The organism is Anaerostipes caccae L1-92, assembly GCF_014467075.1.
GTDB classification, from domain to species: Bacteria; Bacillota; Clostridia; order Lachnospirales; family Lachnospiraceae; genus Anaerostipes; species Anaerostipes caccae.
In genome coordinates this window covers 494988-518865 of the sequence record NZ_AP023027.1, presented here as the reverse complement: position 1 = coordinate 518865, position 23878 = coordinate 494988, and the positions used below count along the sequence as shown (strand labels likewise).

Sequence of the window (23878 nt, the reverse complement as noted above, 5' to 3'; positions counted from 1 at the left end):
CATCACCACCTTTCCATTTATCTCATCACTACCGCCGGTAATTTCCTTTGACAGTAATGGTTTTGCCGGATTTATTCTCAACAAATACTCTGTATTTTCCTGACTCGGTAATTGTAAAAATTTTATTTACAGTATTGGTTGCTTTTATATATTTTTTTATACTATTGTTTTTTTTAATTCCAATCTTAACATTTTTTACTGTTGGTCCAATCTTTACAGAGATAGATATCGTACTTCCGGCTGATTTGCTGAAATCCTTCGTCTGTTTCAATACATTGTTTCCAACTGACCAATTTAAGGCATAAGCCGTTGAATATGTAGGCATTAATATTTCATCTACTGTTTCTACTGTCACCTCCGGATCATCCTCCATAGAAATATACTCTGTCTCTCCGTCGATCTCCTCAGCTGATACTTTGACCGGCACTAAAATCATAGTGCAAAGAATTATCAGTAATGTACTTTTATAAATCTTATTTCTCATACCTGCTCCTCCATCTCCTTGTGAATTTCCCTGTGAAAACATACTTACTTTGAGGAAGATTTTGTCTTGTGCATTAAGCTATAGACTCCTACCACCTGCAGTTTTTTATCTGCTTTGTTTTCTACAAATATTCTGTAATCCCCCTCTTTATTTACTGCAAATATGTGCTCAAAATCTCTTGCATCCGATACATATCTTTGCGTGCCATCGGGTTCGATGATTCCTATAAGAATTTCATCATTCTTGACTTTTGTTCCCTCGTCCTCTGAAGTCATCATCAAAATCTGGATCTTCTCTCCTTCTTGTACTCTAAACTTTCTGCTCATTGAGAATTCCTGTGATTTCGGCCACCAGTCAATTAATATATCTTCCTCCTTGCCAGGCACCTCTCCTTTCATTTCTTTCTGTCTTACATCAGAAACTGCCGCCCTTTTTTTCTCCTTCATTATGATAGGCGGGTCCATCTCTTCCTCTATTTTCACACTGGTCTTATCTTCCAAAAATATATATCCCCTATAATATCCATAAGATATCGCAGTGATCGTCGCCGCTCCCAAAGTACAAAAACAGAGAAAAAATATTTGTGCGCTTTTCCACGGCACTCCCTTCATCTTCCTGATAGAGGCGGTTCTCCGCATCCGCAGTTCCAGTCCTCTGCTGTTTTCATAAAGTGCAGAGGCCAGATACTGACGGTATCCGCTTTTTCTTGCGGCAATCGAAATAATCGTTCCAAAATATTGCTTCAGGCTTCCAAACACCTTCAGTACCCGGACATCACAGGATACTTCACTCCAATCCTCCACCTGGCTGCAGATCTGCTTTTTCAGGGGATTAAACCAGTGAACACACGCCAGGACATTGCACATCAGTTTCCAAAAAATATCCCTCTGTTTATAATGTTCCATCTCATGAAGAAGAATAATCTCAAGTTCCTGTTTTGTGTAATGTTCCTCCGGCAATATAATCTTAGGTCTGACCACTCCGCAGATGAACGGCACGGGAACCTGGTAGCTTTGGTAAACATTGATTCTTCGCCGTACACACAGTTTTTTTCTGCACTCATCCGCAATTTTCTGAGTCTGCCTGCTGCAAATACAGGAATTCTCAAGTGATTTCCTAAGACGCCTGTATTTCAAAAAATAAAAGCACCCCGAAACTGTGGCTCCTGCAAGCCAGATCACGCCTATGATCTCTGTAATGTCTCTGATCACTGTTGTAGTAGAAAACAAATAAGATTTATGTGAGAGATCTTCAAATATAATAGAAAGTACAGGAACAAAAAATACAACAACAATTATTTTTAAGATCGTATAATTTAATTTTGCATCTCCTTTCTTCTCCAAGTATCTGCTGATTGGCTTCCAGTAAAAAAACAAGACGCTTCCTGTCACTGAACACAAGAAAATACCTGAAAATACCCGGATCAGAATTTTAGTCATCTCCCAGCTCATCTAATACCCTCCTCTCTAATCATCTCTTTCTGCTTCTGTAATAAGTTCATAGTCTCCTGCCAGCTGGATCTTCTTTGTTGTCTGATTTTCTACAAAAAACTGGTATTCTCCGCTTTCCTTTATCAAAAAACTGTGCTGCAGATAATCTTTATCACAGACAAATTTCTGCGTTCCGTCCGGCTCTATAATCCCTGCAAGAATTTCATTATTTTTAACCTTTGGATTATCATCTTCAGAACATAGCAGCATCATCTGGATCCTGTTCCCTTTTTCTGCTCGGAATTTTTTACTCATCAAGAATTCTTTCGCCTCCGGCCACCAGTCAATCCATATATCTTTTTCTTTACCCGGCACCGCATCTTTCATGATTCTCTGCTTTGACAATGATGTTCCTGCTCTTTTTTTCTCCTTCATTATCTTGGGCGGATCTGCCTTTTCTTCTATCTTGATGCAGGTCTTATCTTCTAAATAGAGATACCCTTTAAAATACCCATACGATATTACAGAAATGGTTGCTGCTCCCAGAGTACAAAAACAGATGAAAAATATCTGTGCGCTTTTCCACGGGATTCCCTTCATCTTCCTGATAGAGGCGGTTCTCCTCATCCGCAGCTCCAGCCCCCTGGTGTTTTCATAAAGTGCAGAGGCCAGATACTGGCGGTATCCGCTTTTTCTTGCAGCGATCGAAATGATAGTCCCAAAATACTGCTTTAGGCTTCTATATACCTTCAGTACCCGGACATCGCAGGATACTTCACTCCAATCCTCGATCTGACTGCAAATTTCTTTTTTTACCGGATTAAACCAGTGAACACAGGCCAGAACATTGCACATCAGCTTCCAAAATATATCCTTCTGTTTATAATGTTCCAGTTCATGGAGCAGGATGATCTCAAGTTCCTTTCCCGTAAACTGCTCTTCAGGGAGTATGATTTTAGGTCTGATCACTCCGCAGATAAATAGCACTGGTGCCTGATAGCTTTGAAAAACATGTATTTTTCGTCTTACAGACATTTTCTTTCTGCAGATTTCTGCAACTTTTTGCGTTTGCCTGCTGCAAATAGAGGCATTGTTCAAAGCGGCCTTCAGGCGCCTGTGTTTAGATAAATAAAAAACTCCTGAAACAATGGCCCCCAAAAGCCAGATACTCCCCACAATCTCTGTGATTGTTCTAATTGTACTTGTAGTCGAAAACAGCCAGGTTTTATGTGAAAGATCTTCAAATACTACAGAAAGTACAGGAACGAAAAATGAAACAACAATGATCTTTAAGATCGTATAATTTAATTTTGCGTCTCCTTTTTTCTCTAAGTATCTGCTGACTGGCTTCCAATAAAGAAATAAAACACTTCCTGTCACCGAACACAAAAAAATCCCTGAAAACACCCGGACAAGGATTTCAGTCATCTCCCAGCTCATCTAATACCCCCATAAGATGATCCACTGAATCTTCGGTCACTTCTTTTGTCAATGCACTCATCATCCTTTGACTTGACCCGTCAAACCAGAAATCCAGCATCTTTGCTGTCTCGGTCTTTTTATACTCATCTTCCCCGGACAACACCTTAATATAGGAATGTCTCCCCCTCCTTTCGAGCGTTATAAATCCTTTTCCCTCCATATCCACAAGAAATGTACGGAGCGTAGAATGTTTTGCATCCCAGCCGAATTCTTCTCTCAGCCTTTCCTGCATCTCCATAACCGACAATTCTTTTTCTGAACCCCATGCACACTTCATAATCAATATTTCCCTGTTTGTCAAATCTTTTTCTCTCATAACTAAATTCTCCTTTGTTATTCATTTAATATTTTAGCATAATTATAGCACAGCAGAAACGGAATTACAAGAAACCTAATAGACTAATCGCGGTTTTCGTAAGAATTTATTAAAAAAACCTCATCCTATAATAGAATGAGGTTTACGGCTGTCTCTAAAGCCACTTTTTCAATTGTCCTAATATTTTATCATAATCGATCTTGCTGTAATCGGTCACGTCTACTTCGATGAGTTTCCCCAGGCAGAATTCTCCGTATCCCCGGTTTCTGCACCGGTCCATGAAAATATCATAATCCACAAAGCAGTCGCCTTTCGTCCTGTCCAGAAGCACATCCCCTTTGTGATAACGGCTCACCACATGGCCTAAATGGCGGCTTGTGTCCAGATCTCTCTGCTTTGACCGCCCGAAAAGGACTTCCAGATCACCCACCAGGCGGATCGTAACAGGCTGATATCCGTATTCTTCACAGAGTCTCTTAAGCTTTCCTCTCTGCTTTTCGCTGAAAGGATAATCAGATACCAGCCGTTTCCCTTGATTCATGGCATCTTCTATCTGCTCATAGTAAAGCGTCCAGCTTTTATTCTCCAGAGCCGTCTTTTCTTCCATGTTGTCAAAGCCAAATTCGTCCCAAAGCTGTTCCTTCATGTCATCCTGGGAAATCACCTGAAAATCCTTCTCCTGCTCCAAAATCTTATTGCACATATAAGTCTTTCCGGTGCCCGGATACCCCGCCAGTAAAATCAATGTCTTTTTCATCTCTCCTGCTCCTTTAGCTTTCGTTCCGTCAGATCCAGAGACGGTATGGAACTCTGTCCTCCCAGACTTTCCACCGAGATCGCAGAAGCCATGGAACTCAGCTTTAAAATATCTTCAAGAGACATCTTTCTTGCCAGTCCGTAGGCAAATGCCCCGTGAAAGATATCCCCGGCACCACTCGTATCAACGGCCCTGGCAGGATAGGCGGGAAGATGTTTCAGTTCCCCGTCCTCTTCATACAGCAGTCCCTTTTCTCCGAGAGTGATCACCGCATGCTTCCGGTTGATGCTCTGAATCTGACTGAATATCTCTCTGCACAGTCCGGGGTCATTCAGATCCATGGCCTTCCCTGTATACTGTCTGGCAAAATCTTCGGAACAGACAATATAATCCACATATGGCGCCACCTCCATAGTGCTCTCACGGCAGGTCCCCGCATCCAGTACAGACAGTGCCGACGGATATTCCTCAATAGCACCGATGCTGAGTTTCGGAAGATGTCCGTCGCTTAAGATCACACTCACATCAAGTTTGGGATAGGTATACTGCCGGTACCGTATTTCTCCCGGGAAATTAAAGATGGTCCTGGCTCCGTTTCCTGTATTGGAAAGGATGATGCTGTAAGGCGTCTCTATCCCGTCTTCCTCCACGAGATGGGCCGTATCGACTCCAGCTTCTCTCAGGATTTTTTTAAGCTTCTTTCCATAATCATCGTCCCCGATACGGCTGATGAGACTGGTTTCCTCTCCCCACAGGGCACAGAGATAAGCCGCATTCATGGCAGGGCCTCCCCCGCATTCCAGCCGGTCTCTGACACGGTACTTCTGATTCTCTGTCAGCTCCCCATCGTATGGGATTACAATATCATAGGCAGACTGCCCTACACAGACTACTGCCATAGGCTATTCCTCCTTCATGATCTTGATCAGCCTGCTGGTTCCGAGACGGTCTGCCCCCAGTGAAAGAAAGCGTTCCGCGTCGTCAAAAGAGGCGATCCCGCCTGCGGCTTTGATCTTTACACCCTCTCCCACGTGTTTTTTAAACAGCTCCACATCCTCAAACGTGGCGCCGCCCGTGGAAAATCCCGTAGATGTCTTGATGAAGTCAGCCCCTGCGTCTGTCACTGCCCGGCACATACGGATCTTTTCCTCTTCCGTCAGCAGACAGGTCTCTACGATCACTTTCAGAATCCTGTCGCCGCAGGCTTTCTTTAAAAGACGAATTTCTTCTATAATTTTATCGTCCCTGCCTTCTTTTATATCTCCCAGATTTACGACCATGTCGATCTCATCTGCACCGTTTACAAGGGCATTCTTTGTCTCAAATTCCTTTACTGCACTGGTAGAATAACCGTTGGGAAAGCCGATGACCGTACAAAGCTTCATCTTATCCCCCACGTATTCTTTGGCTCTTTTAATAAAAGACGGCGGAATACAGACGGAAGCTGTCCCGTAGGCAATGGCATCGTCACAGATCACCCTGATCTCCTCCCATACGGCCGTCTGTGCAAGCAGTGTGTGATCAACAGTTTTTAAGATTTCATTTCTCTCCATAACAAGGCTCCTTCTCTCTGAAACTAAAGCGGCTGTTTGACTGGTTTCTTACTTTCTATTGTAACAGATAAAACCGGGAAAGTAAGATGCGTTTTCCCGGTTTTATCTTCTGCCTCTTAGATTCTGAATAAAGATGCTTTCTCTTTTACAACATCTGCAATCTTGTCATTTGCAGGCCCGAGAAGATTTCTCAGTGAAGTCAGAGGAGTCACATCCTCCCCGGTAAAGGTTTCCCTCACCACTTCGATATAGGATTTGTTAAGTTCTGTTCCAACATTGATCTTTTTCATTCCCTCTCTGACGCAGCGCCTCATATCTTCGTCAGACACTCCGGTACCTCCGTGGAGGACCAGACCGGTATCCCCAAGTTTCGCTTTCAGCTCGGTCAGCAGTTCATAGTTGATCTTTGCCTTGGATTTGTACTGCCCGTGGGTTGTCCCGATGGAAACAGCCAGTGCGTCCACCCCGGTGTTCTCGGCAAAATAAAGGGCATCTTCCGGTTTCGTATACATGGCATCATCTTTCGCAACGACCACACCTTCCTCCGCGCCGCCGATGGAGCCTACTTCACCTTCCACAGATACATTTCTTTCATGGGCATAGGCAACCACTTCTTTTGTATTTTTGATATTTTCTTCTAAAGAAAGGGAAGACCCGTCATACATGACAGAGGAATACCCCTTGTCAATAGCTTCTTTCAGCGCATCAATATCTTTGCAGTGATCCATATGTAAGGCAACACTTACAGAAGATGTTTCTGCGATCGCTTTCACTGCGGCGATCAGCGGTTCAAATCCGATGTATCTGGCAGTGCCGAGAGAAGTCTGAAGGATCACGGGCACGCCGAGTTCCTCTGCCGCTTGGACCATTGCCGGAAGCATCTCGAAACAGTGCACATTAAAAGCACCCACAGCCCCCTTACCTTCATTTTCTTTAAACAAGTCTATTAAATTTCTATACATATCGGTTATCTCCTTTACGCTTTTCCACGAATTACATCTTTTGACAGTTTCATCAGCCCGTCAATTTTATCCATGTATTCTTTCATCTTTGCATCATCTTTTGCCTCTGAAGCTTCTCTTCTCTTTATGTTATAAAGCTTCAGCAGATCGGTATATGCTTTCCCAAGGGCTTTGCTCTCTGAAAGGCTGGTTTCATATGCGCTGATCGCCTTGTCTGTCTCCTCAGCCTCAAAATACAGGCCTCCAAGCTCGTTCAGTGCCTTGTTCCGCTCCTCCCCTGAAAGCTCCGGGAGCTCTTTTTGTATGGCCTCAGCCTTTTTTAAAAGCTCTTCCCGGCTGATTTCAGGCACAGCCTCTTCTTTGACCGCTTTCTCTTTTTTCTTTTTAAACAAAAACATTTTTTATTTCCTCCTGCCGCATCATAAACAATTTATTTACGGACTAAAATATTGCAGCGATTGATTTAAACAGCATGAACAGGAAGCCGGTCACTACCGTATCCACATCCGTACAGGTCGTATTGATGAATCCGATGTCGGCAAGCATCGGTGAGAGCATCGCCGGCAGGAAGGTAATAAAGATTCCGTGGGCGATACATCCGATCATGGCTCCGCGTCTTCCTCCTACCTGGTTTGCAAATATACCTGCAGTTCCGCCTGCGAAGAAGTTGGAAAGTACACCCGGCAGTACCATAGGAAGTCCGAATACCGGAGTCAGGAACATTCCGATGATAGAACCGATGGTTGTAAAGACAAATCCGAATATGACCGCATTCGGTGCATATGGGAACAATACCGGACAGTCCAGTGCAGGCACTGAGTTTGGAACCAGCTTCATAGAAATTCCCTGGAATGCAGGAACGATCTCGGCCAAAAGCATACGGACTCCTGTCATCAGCACATAGACACCTACGACAAACTGCATACCCTGTAAAAATGCATGAACGATAAAGTTTGTATTTCCCGCATATTCTGCACATGCGGCAGGCCCTGCAAACGCGGCTGTAATTACATAAAGCGGTACCATGACAACCATGACGGAAAGGTACGTATCCTGTAAAAATTCCAGGCTCTTAGGAAGATTGATTTCCTCTGTGGATTTTGATTTTCCGCCGGTCAGTTTTGCGATAAGAGCCGTGAACATATAACCGATGGTACATAAATGTCCGAGCGCGATATCTTCGCTGCCGGTGATCTTCTTTACAATGGGCTGTGCAAAGGCAGGCATGAAGGTCGCAAAGAATCCTCCCACGATACTTCCGATGATAATCAGCGGTACACCTGTTAAACCACAGTAATAAGCGAATACCACACAGAGCGTCGCCTCCCACAACAGTGCCTGGCCTGTCAGGAATATGTATTTAAATTTTGTAAATCTTGCAATGATAATATTAACGATGAAAATTCCCGCAAGGGTGATGGCGATCTCGCTTCCAAGACCAAGCTCATTCATGGCCTGTCCGTTGATTCCCTCGATGGAGGCCACCAGACCCTTCAGTCCGAACGCGGCCTTAAAGATATCTCCGAAATACGTCAGCGATGAGACGATGACAGCGGAACCTGCGGACAGTACAAGAAATCCGAGCATGGTTTTCATTGTTCCTGAGATGACGGCTCCCACCGGTTTTTTCTGCAGGACCAGACCGAGCAGCGCAATCAATGCGATGATGATGGAGGCCTGCGTTAAAATATTATTGATGATAAAATTCAATACTTGCATAGTTTTTCCTCACTTTCTTTTTCCTCTTGTTTTTAAAGTTCTCCCAGTTCTTTTAACACCGGTACAAGCTTCTCCCGGATTTCGTTTTTGTCTACCAGACGCTCCAAAAATACGGTCGGGCAGCTGATCGTATAACGCTCAAACTGCTTTTCGAAATTCTTTGCGGCGATGATGATGTCTGCCTGTGCCCCGGATACACTGGAAATATCCGTGTGATCCATCTTTGCGTCTACTCCCAGGTCTTTCAGTACCGCTTCCGCACTCATCTGGCATGCAAAACTGCTTCCGAGTCCTGCCCCGCACACTGCTAAAATTTTTAACATGTTCTATCCTCCTTTTAAATTGGTTGTCGTGTTTCTTTTTATAGAAGCCTTGTCAGGCATTACTATTCTTATTGAGAAAATCAAATAATTCCTGCTGATCCTTCATTGCGGCGATCTCCGGAATCCATCCTTTTTCCACGAAGCCAACGATCATTTTCAGAATGTCCAGATGGCTTTCGCTGTCCACCGCCGAAAAACAGATCAGGACTCTCACCGGTTCCTTATCCCCGTCAAAGTAGACAGGTTCTTTTAAGGTGATCAGGCTGCAGCCGATGCCGGTGGCCCCGCATTCCGGCCTTGTATGCGGCATAGCCAGGCCGTCGGCCACGATGATGTACGGCCCCAGTTCTTTGATGGCACTTATGATTCCTTCCACATAGGATTGTTCGGCGCATCCCTGGCTGACCAGCATTTCCGCTCCGATCCTCACTGCCTCCTCCCAGTCTTTTGCTTCTGTCTGCAGCTGCACATTGTTTTCGTTTAAGATTAGCTTTTCCACTTCATATCCTCCCTGCTGTTTCTTTAAGCTTCTCTTCCTGTTCTAATAAGTCTTTGATAAACTGCCCGTAACAAGGGTGCCTCACCAGTTTCGCCACGCCGGAATTTCCGATCAAAAACTGATATAGGTTTTTAAATACAACTTCCCAGACATCGTATTTGCTCTGGGGAATGTTTAACATCAAGACGACCTGGACTTTTTCATTTTCCCAGATGACCGGTTTTTTCAGGACCATGACGGAAACCGCCGCCTCCTGCATATCGTTAAACAGTGCATGGGGGATAGCCACCAGGCTTCCCAGTTCCGTGGTTGACATCTCCTCTCTTTTAAAGATGGACTGCTTGATTTCCTGGTTGATATAGCCCTTTTCGACCATGGCATCGGTCATAAATTCAAGGATTTCCTGTTTATCCTTAAACTCCATATCGGTGAAAAAGAGATCTTCCCGGAAGATGCTGCTGTAATCAATTACTTTCATTTGGTTTCCGCTGTCTGTAATCACCGTAGCCAAATGATTCAAATCATCGTCATCCAGAAACAGTTTGATCTTTTTTATTTTTTCGGACTGAAAATCCGGAAGCTCTACCGTAGTCAGCACCAGATCGGCGCCGTCGATCAATTCCTCATCCACGTCCTGCACCGGACAGGATTTTACGATCTCTATGTACTGACCGAACTTATGCTGTAATTTTTCTTTTAAAAGCAGAGCCGTGGCAATGCCTGCGATACAGACCAGAACGACTTTCTTTGGCTCCTGTTTTCGGTTCAGACCTTTTCTCTCCAGTGCCGCTCCGAAATGCATGGCCAGAAATCCGATCTCCGACTCTTTTGCCTTGAGCTTATGTTTCTTTTCAATCACCTCCCCTGCCACGACTGCAAGTTCAAAGGCAAGCGGATACAGATTTTTGATGCTGTCCAGAAACTCATTTCTGATATTCATGTCAAACCGGAGCCTCTGCAGAGCCGCGCTCAAATGCATGGCCAGCCCGTTGATCAGCTGATTGTCGTCGGACAGATCGATTCCTGTCCCCGATCGGATGGTATTTAAGATATCCTCAATTTCTTCCTTATACTCGTAATCCCCGTCCAGATTTTCGATCAGAAATCGCTGGCTGGAAATCAGATGCTGGGTCAGATAATAGACTTCATCTCCCAGGGAGATGCCCAGTTTCCCGGAAATCTCAGTTATAATCTGCTGGGCACAGCGGAACTCCTTTGTTCCCGAGAACAGCTCAATCTCTTCTTCATCGTATTTTACATGCCGTTTCTTCTCGAAACGCTTCAGCATGATCAGGCTGTGTACGAGCAGGTTGCGGAACGCGATATCCGTAAGCCTAAGGTTAAAATCTGTGATCGCTTCCATGAGAATGATCCTCAGATTCTCCACCTCATCGGACGAAAACATATCTTTATAAAACTTGTTTCCTATATCTCCTGTGTCTTTTTGACTGTTGAAAATGTATTCCGAAATACAAAACCGGATCTTCGTCTCCTGCCCTGCGACTCTCATTCCTTCCTTTTTCGTATCACGGATCCGAAGGTCATGTTTTTTGAGTATTCCGTCGATGGTCCTCAGGTCTTTTTTCAGGGTGGAAGTACTCACAAACAGTTCTTCCTCCAGATCAAAGAAGTCGATCCTCTCCCCGCTGTTCAGAGAATTCAGCAAAAGTCTGGAAATAATATAATGAACCCGTTCCTCTGAATCCGAGGGAATGATATTCTGAAAGGGCTTTGAACTCTCTTCTTTTCGGATCTCTTTTTTCAGGAGGTCAAATTTCCGGCTGTCACTCACAGTAAGCTTGTATCCCTGCCCGATCTCTGACGTGATCTCTGCTCCCCTGTCCGCAAGCATCTGATTCAGCTCTTTGATGTCATTCCTGACTGTCCTTGTGGAAACGCCCACAGACAGTGCAATGCTTGCCCCGGTAATCCATTTTTCATTTTCCAAAAAGAAGCGCAGAATCTTGATCAGCCTCTTGTTGTATCTCTCCATAGTTTCCTCCTCTTTGTTATTCATTATAGGTATATGGCATTTTTGATGATAGTTCGTAAATTTCCGCTTGAAGCGGAAAGAAAGGCAAAAAAAAAGCCTGACATCCATGTCAGACTTCTTTTGGTTCCATCATTTTGATGGTCTAACTACATACTCATCCGGATAAAACAGTCCGAATTTTTCACGTGCAGTCTTTTCTATAAATTCTTTGGTCTTAATATATTCCTTCTTATCCTTCAGCTCCTGCTTTTTATCTTTCGCCTTTTCTATCTGCTGTTCCAGCTGGGCCTCCTCTTTTTGAAGCGCCGCCGACTTTTCCCACAGCCTCCGGTAAGCAATGGACATCACAATGACAAACACAATGACGACAAATAAGATCACTCTTGTGCGCTTCCTGAGTCCCTTTTTATAACTGCTTATCTTTCTCCCCATGTGTCTCACCTCTTTTGTGCCCCTTCCTCATTAAGGCTATTTTAACGTTTTTTCTCTCCTGTTTCAATCTCCATCTCATATTTATTCCCGCTTTTGCAAAGGGATGGCGGATAATACGAAATATTTTCCCAAAAACCCTTCTGATATTATGTAATAAAAACACAAGGCCTTCTAATACCTTCGGGCTGATGAGCATATAATAGACCGCCATGCCGATGATCAGTCCTAAAAAGAAAAATCCGCGGAGCTCTCCCCAATTATACCAGCAGAGAAACCGAAAACACAAGAAGCCCACAAAAATCCAGTAGAGCACATCCTCCACTGATACGATCCATAATTTGTGCCGGAATACGATGCGGAAACTCCTGATGCCGTCATAGACAAGGAGCAGGCATGCCCCGAACCAGACAGCCCCCAGGAAGAAATAAAGCTGGCCTAACACTGCTTCCTGCATTATTTTAACAGCCTTCCGAGCAGCCCTTCTTTTTTGCCTCCGTTATGGTCATCCACATCTGAATACAGGAAACTGTCAACTTTGCCGTCAATCTCCACCTCGCCTTTTTCCACCAAAAGCTTTTTCACATGCAGGTTAAACCCCTTGATCATCAGGAGTCCCTGTTCCGTATCGAGTATGATCTCATTCAGGTCGAAGGACACTACATCCCTCACTCCCGTAATGACACCCAGAGAGCGGTTCAGCAGATCCACTTTATGTGTTTTCATAGGTTGTCTATCTTCTATCATGAAAAAATCTCCTTTCATAGTTTATACACTATATGAAAGGAGAACGAAAATCATGTGAAAAACATCAAATGTATTTGTATAATTCTGCCGCCTGGTCTTTTTTTACGGTTTCTTCCACCCGGAGGACTTCCACGGCCGCCTCTTTATTCCCGAACTGGATGCGGATCTCGTCCCCCGGTTTTACATCTGTCCCGGCTTTGGCAGTTTTGCCGTTGACGGTCACTCTCCCGGCGCTGCACGCTTCGTTGGCAACGGTCCGGCGTTTGATCAGCCTGGATACTTTCAGAAATTTGTCTAGTCTCATTCCATATAACTCCTTAATATAAAAGAAGCCGCCCATACAATGTAGAAGGGCAGCTTGATTTGTCGTTCTGTGATTATTTTTCGTTTACGATATCTTTCAGAGCTTTTCCGGCTTTGAACTTTGGAGCTTTAGATGCAGGAATGTTCATCACTTCACCGCTTCTTGGGTTTCTTCCTTCTCTTGCAGCTCTCTCAGAAACTTCAAAAGTTCCGAAACCAACTAACTGAATTTTCTCACCCTTCTTTAATTCTTCTGCAATGACATCTGTGAAAGCTTTTAAAGCTTTTTCTGCATCTTTTTTAGATAATTCAGTCTTGCTTGCGATAGCCGCAACTAATTCTGTTTTGTTCATTGATTATATTCCTCCTAATTTCGTCATAAGCATTTTCTGCTCTTCGATTACATGAGTTCATTGTATAATTAAGGTGACAGCATGTCAAGCCAAAATGCGCTTTATTCCTTATTTTCAGCCAATTCACGGGCTTTGCGCTTCTTTTCTATCTTTTCTAATTCCTTAATCTTCCTCCAGCTGGATAATTGTTCCTCCCGAGTGGAAAATGTCTCATTTCCAAACACGTGAGGATGCCTTCGAATCATTTTCCTGCACACTCCGTCCACCACATCCGAAAAATTGAAATCTCCCCGTTCCTCGGCAATCCTTGCATGCATCACCACCTGAAGGAGAACGTCTCCAAGCTCCTCCTCCAGATTCTGCATGTCATGATGTTCTATGGCTTCCACCACTTCCCCGCTCTCCTCCACAAGACAGGGAATCAGGGATTCATGTGTCTGCTTTTTATCCCACGGGCATCCGTTTTCTCCCCGCAGTTCTTTTACTACCTGGATAAAATCTTCGATTGTATAGTATTCTTTTTCCTGCATTTTAAGACTCCCTCCGTTTTCTTTTTATGGTATCACATTTTCTGCAAATGAAAAGGGATTTATGCTATAATAATGAAACAAAGAAAGGAAGAACTATGATTAAATTAGGAGAAAACCAAGAACTTTATATTGTAAAATTTGCCGATTTCGGCGCATATTTAAATGATGAGGAAGGTGTGACAGAGCAGAGCATCCTTCTGCCCAAAAAACAGGTTCCGGAGGGAGCCCAAGTCGGAGACCGCATATCCGTCTTCGTCTACAAGGATTCAAAAGACCGTCCGATCGCCACGACTTCCCATCCTCTCATTACGATGGGACATCTGGCTGTCCTCAAAGTCAAAGAAATCACAGATATCGGCGCGTTTCTGGACTGGGGACTGGAAAAAGACCTGTTCCTCCCGTTTAAAGAGCAGACCTCCAAGATCCGGCCGGATCATTCTTATCTGGTCAGGCTCTATATCGACAAAAGCCGGCGTCTCTGTGCTTCCATGAAGATTTATCAGGCACTGAGCAGTGAACATGACTATGAGAAGGATGACTGGGTGACAGGCACCGTATACAGCATCAACCCTGAGATCGGTACGTTTGTGGCCGTAGATGACCAGTATTTCGGCCTGATCCCGCTCAGCGAATGCCACATCAGACTTTCTGTGGGGGACTCTGTAAATGTCCGGGTAGTCCGCGTCCGGGAAGACGGCAAACTGGATCTTTCCCCGAGAGAGAAAGCATATCTTCAGATGGATGCAGACAGCGAACTGGTCATGGAAACGATCAAAAGCTACGACGGGGTACTCCCATTCACCGACAAGGCGAGTCCTGCCATGATCGACAAAGAGCTGGGCCTCAGCAAAAATGCCTTTAAGCGGGCCGTCGGACGATTACTAAAGCAGAATAAAATCGAGATCACCGGCGGAACCATTCGTGCAAAATAAACTTACAAGGAGCTGGATATTGTATGAAATATTTTAAGACACCGGGCTGTTTCTGCCTGATGTATCTGTTTGTGTACTTTTTTATTTCCCCTCTGCTGCAGTTTGCAGTACAGGACCGATACTTGTTTATGATCGTGTTTTATCTGGTGCTGCTCGGACTTGGCATCGGTTATCTGAAGCTTTGCAGAGAAGATGTAAAAAAGAGACTTCATCTGAAGCCTCTGAGACCGGCGGCTGCTTTGCTTTCCGTCCTTTTGGCGTTTACAATCCTGCCTTTTATCAGCCTGATCAACAATGTAAGCCAGCTGATTTTCCGGGATTTCATTACTTCCAGTGTGTCCACGGCCTCACAGAATCCCTGGCTGTCTATCCTGGCGCTGTCTGTACTTCCGGGGATCGTGGAGGAAGTGCTGTTCCGAGGCGTTCTTTATTCCGGTCTTCGGAAAGCTCGTCCCATCAAAGGAATCCTGCTGACCGCATTGTTTTTCGGCATCGCACACATGAATTTTAATCAGTTCAGCTATGCCTTTGTCCTGGGACTGGTCCTGGGTCTGCTTCTGGAGGCCTCCGACAGTATTTATTCCTGTATGCTGCTCCACGCCGCATTTAACGGCGTCAGCGTCATAACCAGCATCATCTACGGACTGACCGGCAATTCTTCGCTTATGAACCAGACCGTATCCACGGCCCAGAGGCTTCAGGCCATCGCAGTCCTGATTCCTGTAAGCATTGCTTTTCTGGTGCTGAGTGTTCTGATCCTCATAGCCATTTCCCGCCTGTGCGGCCGTTCCGGCTATCTGAAGACGTGGCTTAACAAGGATATCCGCCGAAGCTGGCCAAATGAAAAAGCCGCCGGTATCTCCTACTATGCGGCTTTGATCATCAGTTTCGGATATGCGGTTTTACTGGAACTTGTATCCTATGCGTCATCTTATTTGTGATCCTTTTGGTGGTCATTCCACGTTTCCAGGGTCTTGATACAGTGATAAAACATTTGATTATAAGGAGTTGGGATACCCAGCTCCTTTCCCATTCTTATGACCGCTCCTGCAAACATCTCCACCTCCGTCTTCCTTCCGGCCTCGATGTCCTGAAGAGTCGAAGGTTTCCCGTAAAACGGAGCGCCCTCAAAATAGGTCCTGTGTTCCATAAGATCTTCCTCTGTCAGATGAATACCTTTCTTTCCGGCAATAGCGATGACTTCCCTGGCCGCCTGCTCCCTCAGCTCATTGGCGTCTTCACTGATGGTCCAGATGCCGTAGGGGACACGGAGAATGGCAGCGCTCTGATTCTCGCTGACATTCGTCATAAACTTATGCCACATATTCCTCAGCATATCTTTGGGCACTTCATATGAAATACCTCCCTTTTCAAATACCTCCCTCACAGAACACACGGTCTCCGACCATGTATCATTATACGCATGGCCGAAAGAAATTTTGCCGGAACCCTCCGGAAAGGAAATTTCATTTCCATGGTGGAGGGCCGGAACCCGTATCACCGAATATAATACTTCATTATCAGGGTAGGCGGCTTTGATCCTCTCCTCACTTTCCACTCCGTTCAGCAGAGACATGATGACAGTGTGTTCCCCTACCTGATTCCTGATATCTTTGATGGCCTGGTCAAGGGCCGTATATTTCACACTCAAAATAACAAGATCCGCCGGCTCTCTCTCCCATGAGGGCTCGGCCGTCTGGAATTTCCATTGTTTTCCGTTAATGATAACTCCGTCTCTTTCCAGACGCTTTCTGCGCTCTCCTCCCGCGATGACGCAGAAATTTTCACTGCCCAGCGCTTTGCAAATCCCCGGTGCCGCGAATCCTCCGATCGCCCCAAGTCCTATCAATGCCGCTTTTTTGATTTCTCTCATAACAGGTTTCCTTCCTTATCTGTTAAATAGTAATTCAGATCGCAGTGGCCGCTTTCCGTGTTTGCCCCGGGAACAGAAGCCTGATCCGTAAACTGCCACATGTGGTATTGAAATGGAATATCCGGCTCCTCTTCTTTCGTGTAATGGGCCACCCACAGTTTATATGCTTTAATGCCTTCATAATCAAAATAGTGTTTCAAAAAGTAAGCGTTGGAATAGACCATGGGCACGTAACCCGCCCGTTTGATCTCTTCACAGAAAGCTCTTGTCAGCGCCGTCACATTCTTTTTTCCGGTTTTCATGACTTCCTCTTCCTCAATGTCAAATACCACTGGAAGCTTCAGATCTTCCGGGTCAATATCATGCTTTTTCAGCAGGGAAATACAGTGTTTTGCCTCTTTCACTGCCGCTTTCGCGTCTTTGGCATAAGAATAATAATAAACTCCGCAGTGAATGGATGAGATCTTTGCGTTCCGGTAATTGGAAATAAACATTGGATCTTCTGTGCCCTTTTTCTTTTTTCCCGCACCGGAGCCGATCTTTAAGACAGCGTGGTTGATCTGGCTGTCCTTTACTTTCTTCCAGTTGACTTTATGGTTATATTTTGAAACATCGATCACCTTGATATGGCCGTTTTCGACTTTCGTCTCGATCGGCAGCCCGATATTTTGGATGATCCATATAAAAATAAAAGTGACAATAAAAAGAAACGTGCAGATCACTGCAAGTTCCCTTTTATTTTTCCTTGTAAATTTGAACATATAAGTCCTCGTTAATCTTTGCTCTCAATCGCATGTACAAACGTACGGTTATCTTCCTGTTCATAACTGCATGTGACAAACGTATACAGTTTCTTTGTTTTCATCACAGTCTTCTTCGGTATCCTGGACTGGATATCACTCATGGACAAAATCTCCTCCAGATATTTCTTCATGTCCTTCCTGTCCCCAAATGTGATCGGAATCAGCTTGTCGGCCTTTCTTGCGTAAGAAGCAACGACCTTCAGATCCTTCTTCCCACTCGGAGTATACAGGGTGATCGTATCCTGTTTTTTGATAAAGCTCTGCTCGCGGAACTCCATAAGGTCTGCAAACATCGATCCGTTTCTCATATGGTGCCCGTATATAATATTGTGCTCCGCGCGGAAATCCTTATCCCCGTGGCTGTCCATAAAGACTGCTCCGGAGCTGTTTTTTGTCCCCTCAAACGTGGTGTGCAGGTAATAATCGTTATCCTTCCCAAGGACGACCGGGTAATCGATATTGGTTCCCTTGGCATAGACCCAGCCGATGGTATCCGGATTGATCTTCCTGAGTTTCTCAAAATCAATGATTCGTTCTTTCCCTTTTGTTTTGACCACTTCCTGTGCTATCTTATCATATTCATCATCTGCCTTCTTATATTCCAGATAATACCCCACGAGTTTCCATCCGCTGAATAAAAAGACGACGATGCACACAGCCAAAAGAAGATTAGATATTACTTTTTTCATGCAGCTTCCCTCCCCTGAACCTTATTTTTTATCAGTATAACACAAAAAGAACCGGTCTTCCTTAAAGAAAGCCGATTCTTTTCTTAATATTTATTTAGCCGGACGTGCAATCATTTTGATGCACTTGGTGTACTTATATTTTGCCTCCACAACCCCTACTCTTCGGTTGGCCGCATGGATGATTCTGCCGTTTCCTATGTACAAAGCCACGTGGGAAATATTCCGGTACCGCCCGTTTCTTGTGTAGGAATAAAAGATCACATCTCCCGGGAGAAGCTTTTTGGCCTTCACCCTCTTATAAGAAACGACTTTTTTATGGCGCTTCATGTACTTGGCTTCACTGGCCGCCACCGGAGCGTAAGAACGGCTTCCGAAATGTATGCCGTACGGCTTGTAGCAGCGCCAGATCAGAGAACTGCAGTCATAATATCCCTTCCTCATTCTCCTTGGCTGGCTGTATCGGCATCCCTTCGCTTTTTTTGCCTTCGCGATGGCTTTGACCGCCTTATAGGAAGTGACCTCCGCCTTATAGGTTTTCTGTTTTCCGTCTATCTTGACATAAAACTTGGTTATGCCTTTCTTTTTTGGATATATAACCAGCTGATCGTCCTGAATATAAGCTTTCGCCCTGCTGCCGCTCACAGAGACAGATGTCTGGCTGGTAGAACTCAGCCCCCTGATCGGTATTTTCGCAGTCCGGTTCTTTGCCACAGTTCCGCTGCTTTTTGACAGATATGGATTTGTAACCTGTACGCCTGCTGTCACGACCTGGCTGCCCACTACGGCCTGTACATAAGTCCTTCCCGCCGCTTTTCCTCTTACATTTCCGCTGCTGTCCACAGTTGCGATGCGTTCGTCACCTGACTTCCACACAGCCCTGGGAGACGAAGATTCTCTGACTCCCACCTTTGCCTGTGCAGAGACTGCCACAGTCACCTGTGAACGGTCAAGCGTATATTCCTTTTCCCACACAGCCGTGAGGGTCAGATCTTTTTCAGGCATCTCATCGGCGCTGAAATTCCAGTATCCCGTCTGTCCTCCGCTCTGATCACTCCAGCCCTTAAATACATATCCGTCCCTGACAGGTGTCTCCGGCTCAGAAATAAGTTCTCCTGCTTCCATCTGACGCACGGCCTCTCTCACCGTGCCGCCCGCTCCGTCAAACCTGACCTGAAATGTCTCTCTCTGCCCTATATCTTCCTGAATATCTTCTGTTCTGCCGCCCTCTTTTGGTGCCGCTGAAACCGGCACAGATGCTGCTGCCATAGTCAATGCCATGGCCCAGACTGTGATATATTTTTTATAGTTCCTCAACTCTCTTATCCTCCGGAAACTCATTCTATTGTAAGATTTCTGTAATATTATCGTTAAACCTTATTCATAATATCACAAATATTGTCACAGAACAAGAATATACGACAGAAAATTCCAAAAAATACAATATAATCGAATCGAAAAAACTTGAGATCTGCAGCAAGTTGGCATGGTCTGGCTGATGAGGTATACTGGGAATAAAAGAAAGGAGAGATCAGATGAAACAGACTTTTTTTGAACATCATTTAAATCACACCGGACGGGAAGATATGATTAAAATCACTTCCTTCCTGAAAGAAGACCTGAGAATTTCTGGGATCAGAGACGGCATCGCCGTCATCCATTCTCCCCACACGACGGCAGGGATCACAGTCAATGAAAATGCGGACCCGGATGTGGTCCACGATATGCTCTTCGGGCTTGACAAGGTATATCCACTGCATGACAAAAATTACCGCCACGCAGAGGGTAACTCCAATGCCCACCTGAAGACATCAACCGTCGGCCCGTCACAGACAATCATCATCTCTGACGGAAAACCGGTACTCGGAATCTGGCAGGACATCTACTTCTGCGAATTCGACGGACCCAGAAACCGGAGATTCTATATAAAAATTGTTGAGTGTTAAGTATGACATTTTCCACACGATTTCCGTTCGGCTCTTAGAATGCCTCACTCCAATCGTGTAGAAAATGGACATATTATCTACTGGAGCAGGCTGCTTAGAAATCAAAGGTGCCACCTGCGATAGTTTTTCTCCATTGTCGGAAGGAGGCCTTTCCAGAGCCGACTGGAGATAATGGAGAAAAACTCAGAAAAACGGTGCCGGAATTTCTTCCGGCACCTGCCTGCTTGCAATATGTGCTCTGTTACCGGCAGAGCATTTTTAAAAAGAGAGGATTAAGTATATATGAAAAACTATGTCTTCATTATAACAACTTTTCCTTTAAAAACAATATATAGAAAATAAACAATTCTAAACATATTATAAACTATTGGCTGTCTACCCCTCTTTTCTTGTAGACGATATTAAACACCGCAATGCCTATAACGATCCATACAAGGCAGACCGCATAGTGTTTCATATTGGCTCCGGAAAGAAAGGCAGCTTTATTTTGGTATTCTCCGTTCATAATCTCCATAAAGGCGTTTGTGGGAAGACAAAATGCTATCTTTTCCAGTACCTTGTTCATTCCGGCAAACATCGGCGGCAGCATCAGCAGAAGCATCAGCGGTGTGGAAATCGTTCCGGTTGACATCTGATTTTCAGACAAAATTCCCACAGCTGCACCTAAAAACAGGATACCGACCGAAGCCAAAGTGGAGATGAGCATATAACCCGCAAAAAACTTCATATCAAGTCCCACCAGCAGATAATTCGCCACGGAGATCACTTCCATCAATAAAAGTACAACAAACATCTTGCTGGCCAGAAACTCCATAGCCCTGACATCGGACATGATCAAAGTCCGCAGGGTATTTTTCTCTTTTTCCTCCGCCACCATCATGCTCAGCAGTGAGATCGGCGCACAGATCAGATTCAGCACCTCACAGAGAAGCAGGGGGTATAACATCCCCGTCTCTTTTCCGATCGGCAGTACCTTTGTGTAAAGGACACAGAATAAGATCGGAAGCAGTAAAATAAAAAAAGTATTTTTATTGCCCGCAAGCATCCGGAAATCCTTTTTCATCAGTGCTTTTATGATTCTCGCTCTTAATTTCATGCTAATTCCCTCCCCGTCAAGTCCAAGAATATCGTTTTCAAGTCGGGTTCCACTGAATGGATCGTCACAACCTCTTTGTCTGCACTTAAAAGTTCCTCTGCTATAGCCGTTTTATCCTTGGGAATTTCTTTTACAGTTCCGTCCGTGTAAAGGATCTTCACCCTGTCTTTTGCATATTTGATCTTCAGTTCTTCCGGTACTCCGACCTCTTTGATGACCCCTTCGTTTAAGAATGCCACTCTGCTGCAGAGTTCGTCTGCTTCCTCCATATCATGAGTCGTAAGAAAAACAGTCGTTCCGTCCCGGTTCAGCTGTTTGATGATATCGTGTACATCCTCACTTGTAGATGGGTCCAGATTGGCCGTAGGTTCATCCAAAAAGAGCAGCTTTGGTTTATGTAAGATCGCCCTGGCGAACAAAAGCCTCTGTTTCATTCCTCTTGAGAGTTTCTCCGCCTTTTTCTTCCCGTCCTCGGTTAAATGAAGCTGATCAAGCACCTCCGGAATTCTTGTTTTCGGAAGCCTGTAAATCTCAGAAAATATTTTAAGGTTTTCCTCCACAGACATTTTTTCATAAAAGCCGCTGTTGTCGGATAAAATTCCGATGTTCTGATACAGCCTGCTGACATCTTCAAACGGTTCCATTCCCATGACAGAGATCTGACCGCAGTCCTGGCGAAGCTGTGCACTCAATAATTTGATCGTCGTTGTTTTTCCGGCTCCGCTGGGCCCTAAAAAACCAAAGATTTCTCCCTCCGATACCCGGATATTCACATCGTCCAATGCCATTTTCTTCTGAAATGAAATGCCGACATGTTCCATTGTTATGCAGTCTTGATTCATGTAAATACCTCCTCGTAATACATGCATTTTATTGGATTCTCCCGGTTTTCACAAGGAAAAACGGATGAACGGAGATATAGGTCCATGAAAAGAGCCCCTAAAATCCATAATATTCCTTCAATTCTTCAATCCTTCCTTTGCTGAGAGGGATATTTTCCTCTTCCCCGCCTTTCATCCTGAGGGAATAAGAATTTTTTGTCCATTTCATAACTTCCGAAACTCTCTGCATGTTGACGATATAAGAACGGTGACTCCTGAAAAAACCAAATTTCTTCAGCTTGCTGCAGAGTTCGTCCATAGTCATAGAACACTGGAACCTGTCCTGTCTGACGTGCAGATAATTTTTTCCCTGCATGCTTTCAATATAATCGATCTCGTCCGGATCAAAAAGCAGGATTTTATCACCCATCCTGGCCGGAATCTTTTCCGCCATATAAGGCCCGCTCTGTTCTTGTTTCGAAAAAATATTTTCCGGCAGTTCTTCCGCATGCTCCTCATCCACAAAAAAATGCCTTCCCGGAAGCATATACACATGTTTTAAAGACTGAGAAGTAGTAATAACCTTTTTCCCCTGATCACCACACGATTCGATCCACTGTATCATCGGCTGTACAGAATCTCTGTCTGTCCCGAGGACAGGTTCCTGAAGGAATAAGATATCCCGGTCCATAATGATTTCCCTCGCCAATGAAACTCGGTACTTTTGGGAAGGTGTCAGCGATTTTATCTTACAGTAAAGAAATCCATCAAGCTGCATGGTGCGGACTGCAGAATCCAGTGTGACATCAGAACCCGATAATCCCGCAAATAATTTGAGATAGGAATTCACGGTCATATAGTCATAGTATCCTTCATTCTGGAGAACAGCCCCAACATCTTTACAGAGACTGGTCAATGTTTCCAGCAAAAGTTCACTGATATCACTCCGGCATTCAAAATGCAGAAGAGAAGTTCCGTTTGATGCTGAATTATATAGTATTTTTTCCAAACTGAGTTTCATTTTCCTGTCCTTATGTCATAAAGATCTGTCCGGCGGTTTTTCATTACCGGAACCTGATGTATAATGGCATCTCTCTGGTCTGTGTCTACCGGCAGGACAATCAGTTCCTCTCCTGCTTCCCCTTCTGCAAGCTTTCTGCCGGAGGGATCGAAGGCGAGACTTCTGCCCATATAGTGTTCTTCACTGTAATGGCAGCAGCCAATCGTAAACACTGTATTCTCAATGGCCCTGGCACGAAGCAGAGCCTCCCACTGCATAAATTTATCCGGACCGTCTACCCATGCTGAAGGATAGATCAGAACCTCTGCACCCTTCAGTGCCTGTATCCTGGCCGGTTCCGGAAATCTGAGATCATAGCAGGTTCCCAGTCCTGCCTTTCCAAGCGGTGTATTCACCGGTTCATGCAGAACTTCCCCGGGCAGCGTACTGTCCGATTCTTTCCATGAAAATGCATCAAATAGATGAGTCTTTCTGTAAACAGAGCAGAGATTACCTCTGTCGTCTAAAAGGACCGCCGTATTGAAACATTTCCCTCCTGAATCCCTGCCGGGCTTCTCGCTCATTCCAAATAAAATCCACTGCCCATGTGCTGCGGCCAGTCTTTTCATTCCCTGTACAAAGGGTCCGTCGAGAGTCTGGGCTTTTTCATAGTAAGCACTTCCCTCTATAGGATAATACGTCATAAAATACTCCGGGAATATGACAAAGCATGCGCTTTCTTCCCTGGCTTCCCGGCAGAAGAATTCTGCCTTACAGAGATTTTTTTCCGGTTCCTGTGAAGCTCTGCACTGAGCAATGGCAGCAATGGATTTCATATATA

30 protein-coding genes are annotated in these 23878 nt (G+C 44.8%); 3 read left to right on the top strand and 27 right to left on the bottom strand.

What is annotated here, in order from left to right; translation table 11 throughout:
* Positions 1-28: 28 nt before the first annotated feature.
* The 19 genes from ANCC_RS02675 to ANCC_RS02585 all read right to left on the bottom strand — a co-directional run bounded on the left by ANCC_RS02675 (position 29) and on the right by ANCC_RS02585 (position 13880).
* Entirely contained in the window at positions 29-484 is a 456-nt protein-coding gene (locus tag ANCC_RS02675) for a hypothetical protein (RefSeq protein WP_039946728.1), read from the bottom strand.
* Between the two features lie 44 nt (positions 485-528).
* Positions 529-1935, bottom strand: coding sequence for a M56 family metallopeptidase (locus tag ANCC_RS02670; protein ID WP_006567553.1), 1407 nt, complete (start codon positions 1933-1935; stop codon positions 529-531).
* 15 nt (positions 1936-1950) lie between these two features.
* Positions 1951-3354 (bottom strand): M56 family metallopeptidase, encoded by a 1404-nt coding sequence (locus tag ANCC_RS02665; RefSeq protein ID WP_039946729.1) that lies wholly within the window; start codon positions 3352-3354, stop codon positions 1951-1953.
* A complete protein-coding gene (locus ANCC_RS02660) occupies positions 3335-3712 on the bottom strand; it encodes a BlaI/MecI/CopY family transcriptional regulator (protein ID WP_006567555.1) in 378 nt (125 codons plus the stop codon). Before ANCC_RS02660 ends, ANCC_RS02665 begins: the two co-directional genes overlap by 20 nt.
* Before the next feature lie 154 nt (positions 3713-3866).
* On the bottom strand, positions 3867-4469 hold the full coding sequence (locus ANCC_RS02655; protein ID WP_006567556.1) for a P-loop nucleotide/nucleoside kinase family protein: 603 nt from the start codon (positions 4467-4469) through the stop codon (positions 3867-3869).
* Positions 4466-5368 carry a PfkB family carbohydrate kinase gene (locus ANCC_RS02650; protein WP_006567557.1) on the bottom strand — a complete coding sequence of 301 codons (903 nt, stop codon included), beginning with the start codon at positions 5366-5368 and terminating at the stop codon, positions 4466-4468. Before ANCC_RS02650 ends, ANCC_RS02655 begins: the two co-directional genes overlap by 4 nt.
* A gap of 3 nt (positions 5369-5371) precedes the next feature.
* Positions 5372-6022, bottom strand: a complete 651-nt coding sequence (gene deoC / locus ANCC_RS02645; protein ID WP_006567558.1) for a deoxyribose-phosphate aldolase — start codon at positions 6020-6022, stop codon at positions 5372-5374.
* Positions 6023-6138: 116 nt separating this feature from the next.
* Positions 6139-6984: a class II fructose-bisphosphate aldolase gene (locus tag ANCC_RS02640; RefSeq protein ID WP_006567559.1), complete on the bottom strand. Its 846-nt coding sequence runs from the start codon at positions 6982-6984 to the stop codon at positions 6139-6141.
* A gap of 14 nt (positions 6985-6998) precedes the next feature.
* Positions 6999-7382 carry a hypothetical protein gene (locus ANCC_RS02635; RefSeq protein ID WP_006567560.1) on the bottom strand — a complete coding sequence of 128 codons (384 nt, stop codon included), beginning with the start codon at positions 7380-7382 and terminating at the stop codon, positions 6999-7001.
* A 43-nt stretch (positions 7383-7425) separates the two neighbouring features.
* Positions 7426-8703, bottom strand: a complete 1278-nt coding sequence (locus tag ANCC_RS02630; protein WP_006567561.1) for a PTS ascorbate transporter subunit IIC — start codon at positions 8701-8703, stop codon at positions 7426-7428.
* 32 nt (positions 8704-8735) lie between these two features.
* Positions 8736-9026 carry a PTS sugar transporter subunit IIB gene (locus ANCC_RS02625; RefSeq protein WP_006567562.1) on the bottom strand — a complete coding sequence of 97 codons (291 nt, stop codon included), beginning with the start codon at positions 9024-9026 and terminating at the stop codon, positions 8736-8738.
* A gap of 52 nt (positions 9027-9078) precedes the next feature.
* A complete protein-coding gene (locus ANCC_RS02620; RefSeq protein ID WP_006567563.1) occupies positions 9079-9525 on the bottom strand; it encodes a PTS sugar transporter subunit IIA in 447 nt (148 codons plus the stop codon).
* Between the two features lies 1 nt (position 9526).
* Positions 9527-11518: a BglG family transcription antiterminator gene (locus tag ANCC_RS02615; protein ID WP_039946735.1), complete on the bottom strand. Its 1992-nt coding sequence runs from the start codon at positions 11516-11518 to the stop codon at positions 9527-9529.
* Between the two features lie 129 nt (positions 11519-11647).
* Positions 11648-11950 (bottom strand): FtsB family cell division protein, encoded by a 303-nt coding sequence (locus ANCC_RS02610; protein WP_006567565.1) that lies wholly within the window; start codon positions 11948-11950, stop codon positions 11648-11650.
* On the bottom strand, positions 11925-12404 hold the full coding sequence (gene yabQ / locus ANCC_RS02605) for a spore cortex biosynthesis protein YabQ (RefSeq protein WP_006567566.1): 480 nt from the start codon (positions 12402-12404) through the stop codon (positions 11925-11927). The genes ANCC_RS02610 and yabQ overlap by 26 nt, the downstream gene beginning before the upstream one ends.
* A complete protein-coding gene (gene yabP, locus ANCC_RS02600; protein ID WP_009289329.1) occupies positions 12404-12694 on the bottom strand; it encodes a sporulation protein YabP in 291 nt (96 codons plus the stop codon). The genes yabQ and yabP overlap by 1 nt, the downstream gene beginning before the upstream one ends.
* A gap of 64 nt (positions 12695-12758) precedes the next feature.
* Positions 12759-12998, bottom strand: a complete 240-nt coding sequence (locus ANCC_RS02595) for an RNA-binding S4 domain-containing protein (RefSeq protein WP_009289330.1) — start codon at positions 12996-12998, stop codon at positions 12759-12761.
* 73 nt (positions 12999-13071) lie between these two features.
* The gene (locus ANCC_RS02590) at positions 13072-13350 is read right to left on the bottom strand and encodes an HU family DNA-binding protein (protein WP_006567569.1); all 279 of its coding nucleotides are present in this window, start codon (positions 13348-13350) and stop codon (positions 13072-13074) included.
* A 101-nt stretch (positions 13351-13451) separates the two neighbouring features.
* A complete protein-coding gene (locus tag ANCC_RS02585) occupies positions 13452-13880 on the bottom strand; it encodes a MazG family protein (RefSeq protein WP_006567570.1) in 429 nt (142 codons plus the stop codon).
* A 95-nt stretch (positions 13881-13975) separates the two neighbouring features.
* Between ANCC_RS02585 and ANCC_RS02580 the strand changes: the two genes are divergently transcribed.
* Together ANCC_RS02580 and ANCC_RS02575 are read left to right on the top strand one after the other, a co-directional pair.
* Positions 13976-14812: a CvfB family protein gene (locus tag ANCC_RS02580; RefSeq protein ID WP_009289331.1), complete on the top strand. Its 837-nt coding sequence runs from the start codon at positions 13976-13978 to the stop codon at positions 14810-14812.
* Positions 14813-14835: 23 nt separating this feature from the next.
* Positions 14836-15753, top strand: coding sequence for a CPBP family intramembrane glutamic endopeptidase (locus ANCC_RS02575; RefSeq protein ID WP_006567572.1), 918 nt, complete (start codon positions 14836-14838; stop codon positions 15751-15753).
* Here the strand turns inward: ANCC_RS02575 and ANCC_RS02570 are convergent.
* From ANCC_RS02570 to ANCC_RS02555, 4 genes are all read right to left on the bottom strand, one after another.
* On the bottom strand, positions 15744-16685 hold the full coding sequence (locus tag ANCC_RS02570) for a ketopantoate reductase family protein (protein ID WP_006567573.1): 942 nt from the start codon (positions 16683-16685) through the stop codon (positions 15744-15746). The two genes, ANCC_RS02575 and ANCC_RS02570, sit on opposite strands and share 10 nt — an antisense overlap.
* Positions 16682-17446, bottom strand: coding sequence for a glycoside hydrolase family 25 protein (locus tag ANCC_RS02565; RefSeq protein WP_006567574.1), 765 nt, complete (start codon positions 17444-17446; stop codon positions 16682-16684). Before ANCC_RS02565 ends, ANCC_RS02570 begins: the two co-directional genes overlap by 4 nt.
* A gap of 11 nt (positions 17447-17457) precedes the next feature.
* Positions 17458-18177: a class B sortase gene (gene srtB / locus ANCC_RS02560; protein WP_006567575.1), complete on the bottom strand. Its 720-nt coding sequence runs from the start codon at positions 18175-18177 to the stop codon at positions 17458-17460.
* 90 nt (positions 18178-18267) lie between these two features.
* The gene (locus ANCC_RS02555) at positions 18268-19491 is read right to left on the bottom strand and encodes an InlB B-repeat-containing protein (protein ID WP_158565665.1); all 1224 of its coding nucleotides are present in this window, start codon (positions 19489-19491) and stop codon (positions 18268-18270) included.
* Between the two features lie 218 nt (positions 19492-19709).
* Here ANCC_RS02555 and ANCC_RS02550 point away from each other — a divergent pair, with 218 nt between their 5' ends.
* Entirely contained in the window at positions 19710-20120 is a 411-nt protein-coding gene (locus ANCC_RS02550) for a secondary thiamine-phosphate synthase enzyme YjbQ (RefSeq protein ID WP_006567577.1), read from the top strand.
* A gap of 364 nt (positions 20121-20484) precedes the next feature.
* Here ANCC_RS02550 and ANCC_RS02545 read toward each other — a convergent pair whose 3' ends face one another.
* From ANCC_RS02545 to ANCC_RS02530, 4 genes are all read right to left on the bottom strand, one after another.
* A complete protein-coding gene (locus ANCC_RS02545; RefSeq protein ID WP_006567579.1) occupies positions 20485-21216 on the bottom strand; it encodes an ABC transporter permease in 732 nt (243 codons plus the stop codon).
* Positions 21213-22058 (bottom strand): ABC transporter ATP-binding protein, encoded by an 846-nt coding sequence (locus ANCC_RS02540; RefSeq protein WP_009289337.1) that lies wholly within the window; start codon positions 22056-22058, stop codon positions 21213-21215. The genes ANCC_RS02545 and ANCC_RS02540 overlap by 4 nt, the downstream gene beginning before the upstream one ends.
* Before the next feature lie 97 nt (positions 22059-22155).
* Positions 22156-23058, bottom strand: a complete 903-nt coding sequence (locus ANCC_RS02535; RefSeq protein ID WP_006567581.1) for a LytTR family transcriptional regulator DNA-binding domain-containing protein — start codon at positions 23056-23058, stop codon at positions 22156-22158.
* Positions 23055-23873: a carbon-nitrogen hydrolase family protein gene (locus tag ANCC_RS02530; protein WP_006567582.1), complete on the bottom strand. Its 819-nt coding sequence runs from the start codon at positions 23871-23873 to the stop codon at positions 23055-23057. The genes ANCC_RS02535 and ANCC_RS02530 overlap by 4 nt, the downstream gene beginning before the upstream one ends.
* Positions 23874-23878: the final 5 nt, after the last annotated feature.